13 protein-coding genes, 1 other RNA gene and 1 pseudogene are annotated in these 15196 nt (G+C 67.1%); 4 read left to right on the top strand and 11 right to left on the bottom strand.

All coding sequences use genetic code 11. The features are described 5' to 3' along the window. Positions 1-359: hypothetical protein (locus EB084_07805; protein NDD28154.1), on the bottom strand; the 359-nt coding region annotated here is incomplete at its 3' end. Continuing rightward, positions 356-1489, bottom strand: a complete 1134-nt coding sequence (gene truB, locus EB084_07800; GenBank protein NDD28153.1) for a tRNA pseudouridine(55) synthase TruB — start codon at positions 1487-1489, stop codon at positions 356-358. The genes EB084_07805 and truB, both read right to left, overlap by 4 nt. Positions 1490-2956: 1467 nt before the next feature. Between truB and EB084_07795 the strand changes: the two genes are divergently transcribed. Then, the gene (locus EB084_07795) at positions 2957-3556 is read left to right on the top strand and encodes a hypothetical protein (protein ID NDD28152.1); all 600 of its coding nucleotides are present in this window, start codon (positions 2957-2959) and stop codon (positions 3554-3556) included. Positions 3557-3597: 41 nt separating this feature from the next. Here the strand turns inward: EB084_07795 and EB084_07790 are convergent, their stop codons facing one another. From EB084_07790 to aroB, 3 genes are read right to left on the bottom strand one after another with little or no spacing between them, the layout of a single operon-like run. Continuing rightward, positions 3598-4524 carry a hypothetical protein gene (locus tag EB084_07790; protein ID NDD28151.1) on the bottom strand — a complete coding sequence of 309 codons (927 nt, stop codon included), beginning with the start codon at positions 4522-4524 and terminating at the stop codon, positions 3598-3600. After that, on the bottom strand, positions 4524-4979 hold the full coding sequence (aroQ, locus tag EB084_07785) for a type II 3-dehydroquinate dehydratase (GenBank protein NDD28150.1): 456 nt from the start codon (positions 4977-4979) through the stop codon (positions 4524-4526). Before aroQ ends, EB084_07790 begins: the two co-directional genes overlap by 1 nt. A 29-nt stretch (positions 4980-5008) precedes the next feature. After that, positions 5009-6310 carry a 3-dehydroquinate synthase gene (gene aroB / locus EB084_07780; GenBank protein ID NDD28149.1) on the bottom strand — a complete coding sequence of 434 codons (1302 nt, stop codon included), beginning with the start codon at positions 6308-6310 and terminating at the stop codon, positions 5009-5011. Positions 6311-6663: 353 nt separating this feature from the next. Between aroB and rnpB the strand changes: the two genes are divergently transcribed. Together rnpB and EB084_07770 are read left to right on the top strand one after the other, a co-directional pair. Further along, an RNA gene (gene rnpB, locus EB084_07775) (RNase P RNA component class A) lies at positions 6664-7046 on the top strand. 6 nt (positions 7047-7052) lie between these two features. Beyond that, positions 7053-8627 carry a methyltransferase domain-containing protein gene (locus EB084_07770; protein NDD28148.1) on the top strand — a complete coding sequence of 525 codons (1575 nt, stop codon included), beginning with the start codon at positions 7053-7055 and terminating at the stop codon, positions 8625-8627. A 45-nt stretch (positions 8628-8672) separates the two neighbouring features. Here the strand turns inward: EB084_07770 and EB084_07765 are convergent, their stop codons facing one another. Together EB084_07765 and EB084_07760 are read right to left on the bottom strand one after the other, a co-directional pair. Next, positions 8673-9674 (bottom strand): hypothetical protein, encoded by a 1002-nt coding sequence (locus EB084_07765; protein ID NDD28147.1) that lies wholly within the window; start codon positions 9672-9674, stop codon positions 8673-8675. Beyond that, positions 9625-11574, bottom strand: a complete 1950-nt coding sequence (locus EB084_07760; GenBank protein ID NDD28146.1) for a response regulator — start codon at positions 11572-11574, stop codon at positions 9625-9627. Before EB084_07760 ends, EB084_07765 begins: the two co-directional genes overlap by 50 nt. On the opposite strand from EB084_07760, the pseudogene EB084_07755 reads away from it, so the two are divergent. Then, positions 11093-12100: pseudogene (locus EB084_07755) on the top strand (hypothetical protein). The gene EB084_07760 and the pseudogene EB084_07755 sit on opposite strands and share 482 nt — an antisense overlap. 228 nt (positions 12101-12328) lie before the next feature. Here EB084_07755 and EB084_07750 read toward each other — a convergent pair. The 4 genes from EB084_07750 to EB084_07735 all read right to left on the bottom strand — a co-directional run. Then, positions 12329-12529 (bottom strand): hypothetical protein, encoded by a 201-nt coding sequence (locus EB084_07750; protein ID NDD28145.1) that lies wholly within the window; start codon positions 12527-12529, stop codon positions 12329-12331. A 114-nt stretch (positions 12530-12643) separates the two neighbouring features. Continuing rightward, entirely contained in the window at positions 12644-13735 is a 1092-nt protein-coding gene (gene ribD, locus EB084_07745; GenBank protein NDD28144.1) for a bifunctional diaminohydroxyphosphoribosylaminopyrimidine deaminase/5-amino-6-(5-phosphoribosylamino)uracil reductase RibD, read from the bottom strand. Positions 13736-13786: 51 nt separating this feature from the next. Continuing rightward, on the bottom strand, positions 13787-14599 hold the full coding sequence (locus EB084_07740; GenBank protein ID NDD28143.1) for a hypothetical protein: 813 nt from the start codon (positions 14597-14599) through the stop codon (positions 13787-13789). Further along, positions 14596-15196 (bottom strand): hypothetical protein (locus EB084_07735; GenBank protein ID NDD28142.1); only part of this gene is annotated, 601 nt, incomplete at its 5' end. The genes EB084_07740 and EB084_07735, both read right to left, overlap by 4 nt.

The raw sequence follows: 15196 nt of genomic DNA, 5'->3' as shown, positions 1-15196 counted from the left end.
CGCGAGAACATGGTGCGGTGCGCGTCGAACGAGGGATACGACATCACCGGGTAGCCGGAAGCGCGCCCCGCCGAGACGATGCGCTGACCAAGCCCCACGTCGCCCCGCATCTCCACCTTCCAGTCGAAGCCCGTGAACTCGGCGCGAATGGCATGGGGCGCGAGCAGACCGAGCGCATCGTGGCGCACGGGACCGTGGGGCGTCACGATCACCACGGTATCTGGAGCCGAGGCCACAACACGGTCTGACAGCGCGCAGAGGGCCTGCCGCGAGGCCTCTACCCGCGCGAGGTTGTCGAGGCCGATTGCGGGCACGAGCAGCGGAGGATGGGGAGCCAGACCGCTGAAGACCAGGCTCACGACGAGCCGCCCCCCTGCGCGCCGAAGACCTTGATGGGGGAGAGCACGCCGGCCACCAGGCGGGCAACGGCAACCAGCTCACCGCGGAGGGCTGACACGGCGACCACCCTGCCTTCATCTGATGTGACGTCGGCGCTCCCCGCTTCCGCGGGAGCCCCCGCCTCGACGGGAGACGTGACGAGCATGGCTTCGTCCCCTCCAAAGGCGATCCTCTTCCCTTGCCTCAGGCTTCCCGCGTCTCCCTCGGAGACAGAGACCCACGGAAGCCCGTCGAGAACCCGATGCGGCTCGAGGAGCCAGGGCGTGAGACCATCCGCCTCGAGCTGCTCGAAGCTGGCCGCATCGTCCAGGCTGAAGGGGCCGCGCCGCAAGCGAGAGAGCGCGCTCAGATGGGCGCCGCAGCCGAGGATCTCGCCCAGATCCCGGGCCAGGGAACGGATGTAGGTGCCGGCTCCGCACGACACGTCGAACACGACCCGTGGAGCACGCATCGAGACCAGGGTGATCGCATCGACGCGCACCGGACGAGGCGGCACCTCGACCGTGCCCCCCTCACGAAATATCTCGTAGAGACGCCGGCCGTCGTGATGGAGCGCCGACGCCATGGGGGGGATCTGTGTGGTTCGCACCGCGAGCTCGCCGAGCGCGGCGCTGACCATCGCTTCGTCGATGTGCGATGAATCGCGTCTCTCGAGCACCTCTCCCTGGGCATCGAGCGTGTCGGTGATCACGCCGAGCGTCGCCTCTGCCAGGTAGCGCTTGTCGCCGCTCACGTACTCGATGAGCCGGGTGGCGCGGCCGAGCGCGATGGGCAGAACGCCCTCGGCCATGGGGTCGAGCGTGCCCAGGTGCCCCACGCGTCGCGTTCCCGCCAGGCGCCGCACACGCGACACCGCGGCAAAGCTCGTGATTCCGATGGGCTTGCGCACGCAGAGGAAATGGCAGTAATCGACAGGTTGCATCACTTGAAGGCCTCGATCGATCGTATACGGCTTCTTCTGCCCAGGTCCCCCCCACGGGAGACCGTGGTCGCTCACGCGGGAGGGCCAGCCGATGGCCGTGGGACCTTCACGCGACTTGCAACCCTGGCGAGATTCGCGTTTGATGCGCGTGCACGCGCGCAACAGCAAGCGAGCCTGGACGGCAGGTCTCGACCGTGTCAGGGCGGGGCGTTTCCCCGCCTCGCGGCGTGAACGCCGCGGGTATGACGTCTGGCGACCGTGTCGCGAGGCGTCATGTCCTGGTGCCACTGCCAGAGGCCGCCCTCGACTGTTCTGCCGAGGGCAGCGAAGGGTCTCCCCAACCGCCTCGGCGGTCGACTGAGGCTTGTCCCCCACGGTGGCGGGATGGACCTGGGCTTGTCCCCCACGGTGGCGGGATGGACCTGGTGCAGCTCGAGACACGCTGCACGAGGCTCGCCCAGGCGAAGGCCGTGCACCAAGATGGCTTCAAGTGCCTTTTCGGCAGGTGGGTCCTGCGGAGCTCTCGCGTGTTGCCGTGAGTGGCGACCCCGGGGCTCTTGTCAGGGTGTTGTTTGTTTTGAGGACGAATCGGGCGAGAGCTGCGTGGCGACGCGATGGGCGCACAGGCTATCTGGCGTGCTGTGTCTGGCAGTCGTGTGGCGTCGTGCAATCTTGCGCGCGGAAGCAGTTGTCGTCAGTCATCTGAGGCGTCGCAGAGCAGCACCGCAGGTCAATGTGACAGCCCTGGCTGTCACGTGACACCTGCAGTTGTCACATCGTGGTGATGTGACAGCCCTGGCTGTCACGTGACACCTGCAGTTGTCACATTGTGGTGATGTGACAGCCCAGGCTGTCACGTGACACCTGCATCTGTCACATCGTACTTCACTGGGGTCGCACAGCCCGCAGCGGCCTTCGCCCTGAGTAGATCCTCGTTTTCGCCCTCGTCCCCTCGCCCTCGTCCCCGTCCTCGAAAGAAACATCCGATTGACGAGGGTCGCGGGGTCGCCGCTCAGGTGACAATGCACGAGCTCCGCAGGACCTGCGTATCGCGAGGGAACCTGTAGCCACTCTGGCCGCCGTCTTTCGGTAAGACGCGCGGTGTCCCCCACGGTGGCGTGGTGGACAGGCCCCGCGCGCCCCCGTTCGTGCAGCTCCGCACCAATGTCCCCCACGGTGGCGTGGTGGACAGGCCCCGCGCGCCCCCGTTGGCCCAGCTCCGCGCCATTGTCCCCCACAGTGGCGTGGTGGACAGAGGCTTGTCCCCCACGGTACCGTGGCGGACAACCACGCAATCCGCCGAGGTGAGTGCACACCATCTGACCGCGCGCAACAGCGCTGATGAGGATGACGAACCCTGCTGCAACAAGGTCCTCTCGATCTGTTCCGTGTTCCGCGGCGAAGCCTGTGCGCCCAGGGGCACGTTCACTCCGGATCTTCACTGGCGTGACGTACGCCGGGCTCTGACCAGAAGCCCAGACCAACGATCATCATCTGACCCTTCACGCGGGCCGCGCCATGACCGACGCGACGAGATGTGCTATACTCTTCTTCTCCAACGCGCCGCGTCGGCGCAAGATTCACAGGGTGGGCGAGCCAGAGGCACGTCCACCGCCCGCTGAGAGGTCTTTGAACATGGCTGCAGGTTGGTCCCGGAACGTCATCGTGTGCGTCGCGCTTCTCGCGCTCATGTCTCCCGCGCAGGCACAATATGGAAAGCCTCGAGCGCCGAAGCGTCAGCAGACCGCCCCGACGTCGGCCCCCCAGTTCCAGAAGACCGGGATCTCGGTGAACCGCGCCAACATCCAGCCAGGGCAAGATCTGGAAACCCTCTTCGGCGTGGTCGGCCCTCCCGACCATGTCGACCCCGTGCGCGGCAAGGAGCCCGCCAATGACTATGTGCGTTTCACCTACACGAGCCTTGGCTTTGTGGCCCACGTCAAGACCGTGAAAAACCGGGACAACGTGGTCGAATCGCTCGTGGTCATGCAGAGCAACGTGAAGCTGGTGGGGATTCCCTTCAACGTGGGCGACAGCTACAAGCTCGCCCTGCAGGAATGGGGGCAGCCAGACCAGCAGGAGGTGGGCTTCATGGCCTACTGGAAGCGCGGGGTGTACGTCGCGGTGAACGACAGCGGCATCATCACGGGCATCACCCTCGCTGAGCCTGGCAAGGTCGACGAGACCGAGCGCTCGGGTCAAGGCGTGCTGCTGCGCCCCGTCTCCGCCCGCTGACGCCTCGGGCCTTCAGCGGCAGAGCCTCGCCAAAGCGTGGCTCAGTACGTCATGAAGTGATACTCGACGTATTCGCGACCGTTCATCTCCACCCGCAGCGTGTGCCATCCGCTCTCCACGGGAAGTGGCAGCCGCACGAACAAGGCCCGCTCCGCCTTCTGCTGCTCACCGAAGCGGTTGAGGCGCTGACTGAACGCAGGCTCTCCCTGAGGGGAACGCCCATGCCAGAGATGGACGTTGACGACGTCGCCGTCACCGAGCTGGCGCAGCAGGATGCGGGCCCCCGCAAGGTCTGTGCGCGGAATGGCGTCACTGGGATCGGGGAGCACCGGATGGTACACCTCGATGCGACGGATGAGCGTAGCTCCCCGAAAGGCTTCTGCGTTCGCGGTCTCGGTCTGCGCGAGCGCCACCTCACGCGTGAGCGCCTCTGGTGTGGGCGACGCTGCCGGCTCGGGAGAAGGCTTCTCGAGCGGTGAGGGCTGCGGCGTTGGCGCGCCTCCGCTGGGGGAAGGCGATGGCAGGGCTACGGGGCGCGGAGTCGCGGTCGGGCGAGGAAGGGGCGCCACGGCCGTCACCGGGGGATAGGCGATGCGAACCCCGTCTGGCGCCTCGAGGAAGCTCCCGCCGACCTGACGCATCAGCTGCCGAAGCGGGGCATAGACCGCGGCGCCTCGCTTGACGCATCCGAAGAGCTCCATTCGCTGCACCTTGGTCGTTCCGGTGGGCGCGAACGTGAACGTGCATCGTCGAAAGGTCACGTCGTAGACTTCGAGGTGGAACTGATCGCCGAGAAGCAGCGGCCCCACGACGTCGAGGGCGGCGTAGACCTCACCACCGTCGGTGAAGACGGTGCCGTAGTACTCGCGACCGTTCACCTCGAGTGTGGGGATCACGGCCCCCGCTCGCGTGACCACGGCGATCAGGAGCGTGATCGCCAGCGCCGCGGCGCAAGCCCGCTGCCGCATCAGCCCTGCTCCCCACCGTACAGTGCCGCGCCTGCGCCCAGGGCCGCAAGGTAGGAGTGCAGGCCGAGCCCGCAGATCACGCCCACGCAGACCGGCGCGAGAAGAGACGTGTGTCGAAAAGGCTCACGCGCATGGATGTTCGAGAGATGCACCTCGATGGTGGGCACGGCGACCGCACGGATCGCGTCGCGCAGGGCAACGCTGGTATGGGTGTAGGCGGCCGCGTTCACCACCTGGAACCGAACCCGGCCGCGCGCCGCGTGCATCGCGTCGATGAGGGCGCCCTCGTGATTGGACTGGAATATCTCCACGGCCCACCCGCTTCGGGCTGCCCACGCCTCGATGGCCGCATTCACCTCAGCGAGACGAAGTCGGCCATATACGTCGGGCTCACGCTCCCCCAACAAGTCGAGGTTGGGACCATGAAGCACCAGGACGCGGCGAGGCACCGACACGGCGTCCGCAGGCTCTGACCGCGCCTCGCTCAACGGTCTTCGTCGACCATCTCGTCTTCAGGCGCTTCGTGGTGCTCGTCTCGCGCGTCGTGCGCGTCATCGGCCAGCGGCTCATCGCGCTCGTAGCCGTCGTCAGGCGAAGCTCCCGCGCCGCCCTCGTCGTCATATCCTTCGTCGTAGCCGGGCTCGGATGCGTGCTGCTCGAGCAGGCTCTCGTAGACCTCGTGCACCAGCTCGAGCGGAACGTCGGAATGGACCATGACCCGCCCGAGGCCAACCGGCAGAACGAAGCGCAGCTTGCCATCAACCCGCTTCTTGTCGACACCCATCGCTCCCTTGACGCGCTCCCAGCCCGGATCGGCGATGCGCGTGGGGAGGTGCATGCGGGTGAGCAGGGCGGCAAGGCGCTCTTCGTAGTCGTCTTCGAGGACGCCGAGGGCCCGGCTGATGCGAATGGCGGCCATCATTCCCTGGGACACGGCCTCGCCGTGAAGGATCTGATGGTAGCCGCGCCCCGCCTCAAGAGCGTGCCCCAGCGTATGGCCGAGGTTCAAGGTGGCGCGCACGCCGCGCTCGTAAGGGTCTTCAGAGACGATGCGCGCCTTGATGTCGATGGCGGTGGCGATGAGCTGCCCGAGCGACTGAGGGCCCAGGGCTGGCTCACGGGCCTCGAGGGCCTCGAACAGCGCAGGAGAGGCGATGCAAGCGGCCTTCACGACCTCGGCCATGCCTGCGGCGAGAACCCGAGGAGGCAGGCTGAGCAACAGCGACGGATCGCTCACCACGAAGCGAGGATTGTAGAACGCCCCGACGAGGTTCTTCCCCTGCGGCAGATCAACCCCGACCTTGCCGCCCACGCTCGAATCGACCATGGCGAGCACCGTCGTGGGGATGTGCACCAGCGGTACGCCACGCAACCAGGTGGCGGCCGCAAACCCGACCAGGTCGCCGAGCACGCCCCCGCCCAGCGCGACGAGCGCCGTTGCCCTGTCGGCGCGCAGATCGGCGAGCCGCTCCCAGAGGCGCTCAACGGTTCCCACCGTCTTGTAGGCCTCGCCGTCTGGAACCTCGGCGCTGTCGACCTCAACCCCCCCCGCGCGCATCGCATTGCGAACCGCTCCACCATAGAGCGCGCCGACGACCGGGTTGGAGATGAGCACGGCGCGGCGGATGCCGTGTTCGGCAAAGAGCCCGCCACAGCGGAATGCGATGCCCTCTTCGAGGTAGACAGGATAGGGCGGCATCGCGCCGACATGCACAGCATGGACGGCCGCCTGCGCTTCACCGTCTGCAGCAGCTCCCTCGAAGGACTCAGTGGTGATGTTCGTCATGGATATGGCTTCCTCTGGTTGTCGCCCGAATGCGGGGCGAGACCTTTCTGTTCGTGCGCGTCAGTTCCCTCTCGCATGCACCGGAGTCGCGACCGGCACTTCTCCCTGACTGCCATGTCACACCCCGCCACGCCGTGTGTCAGAGCAACGAGAGACCACACGACCTCCGGAGGAAGACGACATGCGAGACGCACTCCCCATGACCCTCGGCGCCGCTCTGGGAAGCACCCTCGGGGTGCTCCTGTACCTGCTTGTGGGCGCCGCCGTCTGACGCCGTGCGCAACCCGCTCGATTGCCCCGCATTGGTTGACACGCAAGGAGGCTTGTGGTAGGTTGATCTGGCAACCAGACCTGAGGATGTCCGGACTGCCGCTCGAGCCGACAACGCCGCCGCACAGGAGACGTGCAGTCGGGCAGAGAGGAAAGTTGGGACTGGCTCCGTCGAGAGACGGAATCGCTCTGGGGGGTAACGCCCCTCCGCCGCAAGGCGCGGACAATCAAAGTGCCACAGAAACGTAGACCCGTTAAGTCGGGGTGCAACGCCGTGATACCTGCGCAAGCAGGGTAAGCGGGCCTGCCCGCAAGGGCCGGATGGTAAACTCCAGAGGCCAGCAAGGCAAATAACGGTCGCCGCAATGATCCTGGCAGCAATGTCAGGGCAAGATAGATGGCAGTCGCCGGCAGGGCGCTCGACGTCCCGCCGGAACAGGATCCCACTTACAGGTCATCCTCTGATCTCGGAATGCAGGCTCTGCCAACGCAGAGCCTGTTTGCTATTCCCGACGGAGAGGCCCCCCAGATGGAACCCATGTCCACCGAAGCTCCCGCCCTGGGAGGCGTGCAAGCCGCCTCCATCCTCGCCGCCTCGTTCGGATGCGGGTGGGCGCTGATGTCGGTGGAGATCCTCGGCGGACGCGTGCTGGCGCCGAACTTCGGCAGCGACGTCTTCACATGGGGCAGCCTGATCTCCACGTTCCTGGTCGCACTCTCCGTGGGCTACCTTCTCGGAGGCCGCTTGTCGCGCTCTCGCCCCCGGCTGGGCGTGCTCGCCGCCATGATCGTCACGGGCGGACTGCTCGTCGTGGCCGTCGCGCACGTCAAGGACCTGATCTCCGATCGCATCTTCGATCTGAACCTGGGCGAGCGCCTCGGGCCGCTCATCGCCTCCATTGCGCTGTTCGGCCTGCCCGCCGTGGTGCTCGGGATGATCTCGCCGTACTGTGTGCGGCTCTACGCTACGCGTCTCGAGACAGTGGGGGCGACCTCCGGGTTCCTCTACGCCGTCTCCACCGTGGGCAGCACGCTCGGCACCCTGGTGACCAGCTTCTTTCTCATCCCGAACGCAGGCATCCAGCGCATCTTCACTGTCACGGGCGACGCGCTCGTCGCCATGGGCGTCGCGCTCTGGCTTCTCACCTTCACCTTGCGCCCCCGCGCGTCCGCGGCCATCGCCGCCATCATCGGCATGCTCGCCCTCACTGGCCCCGCGCTCGCCGCGGAGCACCTGCTCTTCGAGAAAGAGTCGCCCTACAGTCGCGTCAGCGTGGTGGAAGACGGCTCGGTGCGCATCCTGCGCTTCGCACGCAAGGGGATCAACACCGAGGAGTCTCGCATGGACGTGCGCCAGCCCCTGGCGCAGCTGAATGAGTACACCGCGCTCATGTTCGCGGGGCTGCTGTTCGATGAGCGTCCGCAGGACGTGCTGGTCATCGGGCTGGGGGGCGGCGTGATCCCGGAGGCGCTGCGCCACTACTATCCCCAGGCGCGCATCGACGTGGTGGAGATCGACCCTGTCGTGGTGGAGGCGGCGCGGCAGTTCTTCCTGTTCCGAACCGACGCCGCCATGACGGCCCACGTGTCAGACGGCAGGGTCTTCGTGAAGCGCACACCGCGCCAGTACGACCTCGTCTTCCTCGACGCGTTCCAGGGCCGGACCATTCCCTTCCACCTCAAGACAAAAGAGTTCTTCAAAGAGCTCATGCGCGTGCTCAAGCCCGGAGGCGTGGTGGTCTCGAACCTGCACCGAGGCCCTCGGCTCTACGACAGCGAGCGCACGACGTATGCCGCGTCGTTCGGCGCGAACTACGCGTTTGCCGGGACGAGCAGCGGCAACCTCATCCTCGTCTCGCAGCCGGGAAGCGGCCCCCCGCTGCCCCGTGCCGTGCTGCAAGCGCGCGCGACAGGCCTGCAGAATGCGCATCGGTACAGCTTCGACCTCCCCGCGCAGGCGAGGAAGCTGCAGGAGAGACCGGACTACACGCCCACCGCCCAGGTGCTCACCGACGATTTCGCGCCCGTGGAGACGCTCAACCGCTGAGACCTCGAGGGGTGGGGCAGGGCACCGCCGTGCCGCTGCCTCTGGCTACCCCTTGATGCTGAGGTAGAGCGAGGCGATCTCCGGCGAGGGCGACAGGTTGAGCTCGTTCTTGAGCACCTGGCAGCACTGCTGGTACTGGCGCACCGCCTGCTCTGGCTTACCGATGGCCACATACGCCTTCATCAGGTTGAGATGGGCCTCCTGATCGCAGGAGTCGAGACCGAGCAGCTTCTGACAGTAGTCGACGACGACCTGGTTGCGACCCTTCTGCGCGAAGTAGACCATGAGACGGTTGATCAGATCTTGATACTTGCGCTCGTAGTCGTCTCTGTAGTTCAAGGCCCAGTCGCTGTAGTAGCCCTCGAGGAACTCGCCCTGGTAGAGCCCTTCGGCGCGCTGGAACGCCCCTACCGCCTCGTCGGAGTTGCCCGCCCGCGACGCCTGGGTCGCGGCGTCGTAGTAGTGGTCGAAATCACGTACGTCGACCGTGTGGTGCACCGTGGCATTGATGCGGTAGAACCCCTTGTGCGACACCACGACCTTGTCGTACTCCGGCAGGTAGCCTTCGAGCGCCTTGCGGATGTGCGAGAGCGCTGAGTAGAGGTTCTGGCGTGCCTTGTCCGGGTCGTGATCGGGCCAGAACAGCTCCATGAGCTTCTCGTCGGGCACGTCGCGGTCGCCCTGGCAGGCCAGGTAGGCAAAGAGGTACTTCGACTTGCGGGTCTTCCAGTTCTCGTCACCGACCTCACGACCGCCACAGAAGATGCGGAACTTGCCGAAGGCATAGATCGAGATGGGGGGAGGCCCCGCATCGACCTTCTCCGCCGCCGTCGCCGCCGTGAGAACCGCCTGAAGCTGCGCGCGGGTGGCCGCGTCGAGCGCGCTCATGTACGGCGACAGGGCCGTGCTCCCGAAGTGCGCCAGGAAGGGCTCGACCTTCGAGCGCTCCCAGCTCTCGGCGAAGCCGCGCACGAAGAGCGGCGCGAAGAGCGATTTCTCACGCGACGGGATGTCGGTGAGATTGTGCGCGAGGAGCCCCGAAACCACCCGCCGCCAGCGCCTCGAGCAGCAGCACCCGCCCGAGATTGGCGTGCGATTCGTATCCTTCGAAGATCTTGCGCGCCTGCTCGAACGCGTCAGCCGCCTCCTTCGAGCGCTGCATCTGCGACATGACCAGACCTTCGGCGCACAGCGACCGCCCGACCAGGAGGTCTGCCAGTCCCTGTGAGGCCTCGAGAGCGCGACGAGCCTGATCGCGTGCCGACTCGAGCTCGCCGCGCTGGAGATGGATGAGGGCAAGGCCGATGAGCGCCTCGGCTCGGTTGGGGCTGCGAGAGTCGCCCAGCAGCTCGAGGCAGTCGTTGAACCCCTTGGCTGCGATGTCGAGGTTGCCGTTCTCGAGGTAGGTGTGCGCAAGCGAGAGAACCAGACCCACCTGGCGCTCGTGCGTGGGAGCTTTCTCCGCGGCCTCGTCTTCCTCGGCGCTGGCGACGGGGTTCTCGATGACCTTCTTCAGAACCGTCACCACATCCGGGTCGAAGTGTTCGCCCGACTCCTTGTCGAGGATCTGGAGCGCCTCGGCGGAGTGAAGCCGCTCGCGATAGGGACGTGGGCTGATCATGGCGTCGTAGGCCTCGGCCGCGCAGAGGATGCGCGACTCGAGGGGGATCTGCTCGCCCTTCAGCTGGAACGGAACGCCCGCACCGTTGAACCACTCGTGATGGTGCAGGATGATGCGGAAGACGTCGCGTAGGCTGTTGAGGCTGCGCAGGTGCTCTTCGGCCTTGCGGGTGGTGCCCCGGATCTCCTCGAGCTCTTCGTTGAGAAGCTTCTCGGTCTTGCGGAAGATGTCGAGCTTTGTGCCGATGTTTCCGATGTCGTGGAGATGCGCCGCGAGGTCGAGCGCCTCGGTGCGCTCGACGGGCAGGTTCAGGGCCCGCGCGATGCGCAAGCTGAGGGTCGCGACACGCGCGGAATGGCCCTCGAAGAACGGGTCGCGGGCCTCCACGCCCGCAGACAGCAGGCGAACCACCGACGCGAAGTCGCGCCACTGCTGCTTGAGCATGGTCTCATGCTCGCGCTGGGTGCGCGCAGTCTCCATCGAACGACGAACGCTCTTGAGGAACTCGCGATCATCGAACGGCTTGACCAGATAGTCGTCAACACCGAGCTTGATGGCCAGCACAGGCGTGTCAGGGCTGGCGTAGCCGGTGATGAGGATGGCACGGGTGGACGGTGAGCGCTCCCGCAGCTGGGTGAGGGTCTGGATCCCATCCATGCCCGCCATGCGCACGTCGGAGATGACGAGATCGAAGGTTCGCTCCGCGGCGCGACCCACCGCCTCTAGACCCGACGATGCGGTGGCCACATCGTACCCATCGTCGCCGAGGAGGAGGCTCAGCGCCTCGACCATTAGCGGATCGTCGTCGATGAGGAGAATGCCGCCGTAGTCAATCTGGGTAGCGATGGTCGTACCTCCCCCGAGGTCGGCACGCGTCGTAAATCTCGTGCGCCCCCGAATTCCGCAGGTTTTCGCGCCGTCAAACTCAAATCCTCTCCTCAGACCCAAGGCGGCAGGCGGCTTCCCGCACGACCTGCGCGGTCGCCGGCGAACCAGCATCGCCCCTTCCAAAGCCCGAGGTCGGAGGAGAGTCTTGCCCGAAAACCCGCTCCTGTTGGCGCTCGTCGCAGCCGCGCTCTCACTGGCCGCCGCGTGGACGTGGTACTTCCGCCACGCCCACCAGCACGCCCGGTGGAACCGTCTTGCCCATCTCTGGAACGTCATCGAGAGCGACGACGATGACGCGAGCCCGCACGCACAGGCGCAGGCGCTCTGCCGCTGCGTTCGCGAGACCCAGCAGGTGCCGTACTGCTCGCTCTGGGTGCACGGCCCCCAGGCCGGGCTGTTCCGCCCTGTGGCGCACGATGGAGAACCCATGGTGGCCAAGGGGAGCGGAATCTCCGCAAGCCCTCCCGCCAAGGCCACCCTCCCGGGAGAGGTCCCGTCGGAGATCGTCTCGAGGGCCTGGACCACCGGCGATTTCCAGGAGTGGAGCAGCGGAACGCAGCGATGGGTCGTGCAACCGGTCTCCCCGCGTCAGGACGGGGGAGGGGCGGTGGTGATCCGGCTGGGCGAGCGTCGCAGCATCGACGCCGACCTGCTGCGCCTCGCCGCGGTTCCCGCAGCGGTTGTGGCGGCGCGGCTGGGGCACATGCGCGAGCTGAGCCGAACGCGGCGCGAGCTCGATGACATCCGCGCCGAGATGGTGGAGGAGAGCAAGCTGGCCGCCGTCGGTCGACTTGCGGCCGGGGTGGCCCATGAGCTGAACACCCCCCTTGGCGCCGTCCTGACGATGGTGGGAAGCCTTTCGCGGAACGCGCGCGATGCCGACACGAGCCGGCGGCTGGGCATCATCCGCGACGGCGTGGAGAAGTGCAAATCGATCATCGAGAAGCTGCTGGTGTTCAGCCGCGGCCCCGTCGAGACCGAGGAGGGGCTGACGTTCTCGCGCTTCGTTCGAGCCCCCATGGAGCTCAACCAGGCCGTTCGCGAGTCGATGGAACTGCTCGCCGAATCGCTTCAAGAAGAAGGCATCACCGTGAAGGTCGAGCTGGGCGACATCCCTCCCATACGCGCCAACTCGACCCAGTGGGGCCAGGTCTTCACGAACCTCTTCGCCAATGCCCGCGACGCCTTCCGCTCACACGCCGTGCCCACGCCCACCATCACGGCGCGCACCTACGTCGAAGGCGGGCAGATCGTCATCGAGGTGAACGACAACGGCCCCGGCATCCCGCCGAGCGTTGTCGGGCGAATCTTCGACCCCTTCTTCACCACGAAGGACATCGGGAAGGGGACAGGCCTGGGGCTGGCCATCGTGCGTGAGATCGTGAAGAAGCACGACGGCTCCATCGATGTGCAGAGCAAGGAAGGCGAGGGCACCACCTTCCGCATCCGCGTCCCGGCCTCGGCGACGGTGCAGCGCACCGCGGGCGCACCGAAGGCGTGAGCGCCGTCAGCGCCAGCACTCCTGCAACGTCCCCTCGACGAGCACGTCATCCCCGACGCGGGAAATGCTGACCCCCCGAAGCGGTCGCATCGATGGTTCGCGGATGGGCGCATCGTCGGGCTCCCATCGCCCCAGCGGGGTGGGGGCCGAGGCGCCACCCACGATGACGGGAGCGATGAACGAGAGGACGCGATCGACCCGATCTGCGCCGAGAAAGGCCCGCTGCACCCTGCCGCCACCCTCGACGAGAACACTGGTGATGCCGCGCTCGGCGAGGTCGGCGAGCACCGCCTCGATGCGGGGGCGCCCGTTATCGTCTGCGACAACCTCGATGACCGTGGCCCCCGCCGCCGCGAGCGAAGCGCGGAGATGTGGGTCGCGGCAGTAGACGAGTGCCCCCGCGACGGCCCGCGCCTGTGGCGGCGTGCGCAGGGTCGAGTCGAGGATGACAACCCGCGGATCTCGCGCGGGCACGTCGAGTCGCGCGTCGAGCCGTGGATCGTCGGCCAGCACCGTGCCGACCCCGACGAGAATGGCGTCATGCGCCGCCCGCTCCTCGTGCACGCGGCGGCGCGCGGCCTCCCCCGTGATCCAGCGGCTCTGGCCGGTGTGGCAGGCGATGCGGCCGTCGAGGGTGAGTGCGGTCTTGAGCGTGACGAACGGACGCCGTGCCTGGGCCCATGTGAAGAACACCTGGTTGAGGGCGCGGGCCTCCTCCTCGAGCAGGCCGGCGTTCACCTCCACGCCGCGGGCCTCGAGGGCGTCGGCGCCACCGCCGCTGACCCGCGGGTTCGGATCGCGCACCGCCATCGCTACACGTCGAACACCGGCCGCGACGATGGCATCGGTACAGGGGGGGGTGCGCCCATGATGGTTGCAAGGCTCGAGCGTTACATACAGATCTGCCCCTCTGGCCCGCGCACCCGCGGCCCTCAGCGCGGCCACCTCCGCGTGGTCTCCCCCCAGCGCGGCGTGCCATCCCTCCCCCACGACCTCACCGTCTCGCACGATCACGGCTCCGACCAGTGGATTGGGAGAGACGTGACCGCGGCCTCGGGTCGCCAGGGTCAGTGCGTGCTGCATGTGTCTCTGGTGCATGGGCAGGGAGTCTTGGACGCGGGGAAGCGCAACCCTTCGCGAGGGAGAGGCTCAGCCGCGGCTCAACCGTCGCATCGCGATCTGCAAGAGCAGGACCGTGACGCAAGCGCCCAGGCACAGCACGGGTGCGAGCACCGTCAGATCGTCGACGAGCATCGAGAGCGTGCTGCTCCCCGCGTGAGCCAGCCTCACCACCAGCGCCAGCGGACTCAGCAGCACAACCGAGAGCAGTGACTCCCCCCCCGCGCTCATGCTCAGCAGCCCAACCGCCAGCGCGCACGGCACCACGTGAAGCGTGAGAACCGTGGCAAACGCGCGCGTGACCGCGACCCCTGGCTCCAAGCTCTGCACCGACCAGAACATGCCGATCGCGCCGCCCCCCACGACGAGCGCCCCACAGAGCGTGGCCACGAGCGCGACGCGAATGAGGGGCACGGGACCCACCAGGGCGTAGAGCGAGAGCGCGGGCGCCACCAGCAGCACCTCGAAGGCCAGCGGTGCGAGCGCTCCGAGGAACTTCCCCACGAACAAATCGCCGGACGCGTGCGGGAGCAGGCGCAGCGCATCGAGCGTTCCGCCCTCGCGCTCAGACGCCAGCGCGCCAGCACACAGTCGAGCCGCCGCGTGGGAGAAGTACAGCACCAGGAACCATGCGGTGACCAGGAACATGGGAGCCCCGAAAATGTCCGTCTCGAACGAGCCGCTGAGGGCCGAGAACAGCAGGCCGTAGAGCACCGGCATCTGGAGCAGGAGCAGGAAGAGACCGGGGCCGCTGTAGGCGTAGAGCCTGCGGGTGTCATCTGCAGCCGCGCGCAGGGCAAGCTCGCGAAGCAGGAAGGGGTTCGTGCGCAGGCGCTCGATCATGGCTTCCTCACATCGGTGAAGATGACGCGACGCCGCGCCGAGCCGAGTCGGACACGGCTCTGCCCGTTGGCATCACACCCGCGGCGCTCGGGCGCGTGCGCGCCGCGGGCGCGCGATGAGACATCGCGACAAGGCTTCGCGACGACGTTGCCGGTCGAAGAGGCGCCGTAGCTGCTGAGGGACCTCTGAAGCGCCTGAGACGAGGCCGGCGTCGGGGGAGGGTCGCTCTGGGTGACCTCGAGGCCGATGTGTGCCAGACCCGCGAGCAGCATGGTCACAAAGAGCAGCGACAGCACACGCAACGGGTGCACCGATCCCTGCCCCCACCAGACGCGAAAGGTGCGGCGTGCCCAGTCAGAGAGAAATGTGGCGTCGATGCACTCACATCGGGCAGACACCGATGTCGTGCGAACCGGCGAGAACGCCACGGAAGCGGTGGGTGCGGGGAGCATCGCCCCCCCGGAGAGCAGGCGGTTCGCCGGCGCGCGCACGCGACTTGTGCGACGCCCACGTACGGCCCCTGCGGCAACGGGCAGAGGAGACCCTCCCCTTCCTGCGCTCTGGCTGCGGACCCAGAGCAGATCCTCGAGGAGCTCA

This window comes from Pseudomonadota bacterium (assembly GCA_010028905.1).
GTDB lineage: Bacteria > Vulcanimicrobiota > Xenobia > RGZZ01 > RGZZ01 > RGZZ01.
The sequence above is the reverse complement of the archived record's forward strand: the minus strand, read 5'-3'. Positions and strand labels throughout refer to the sequence as shown.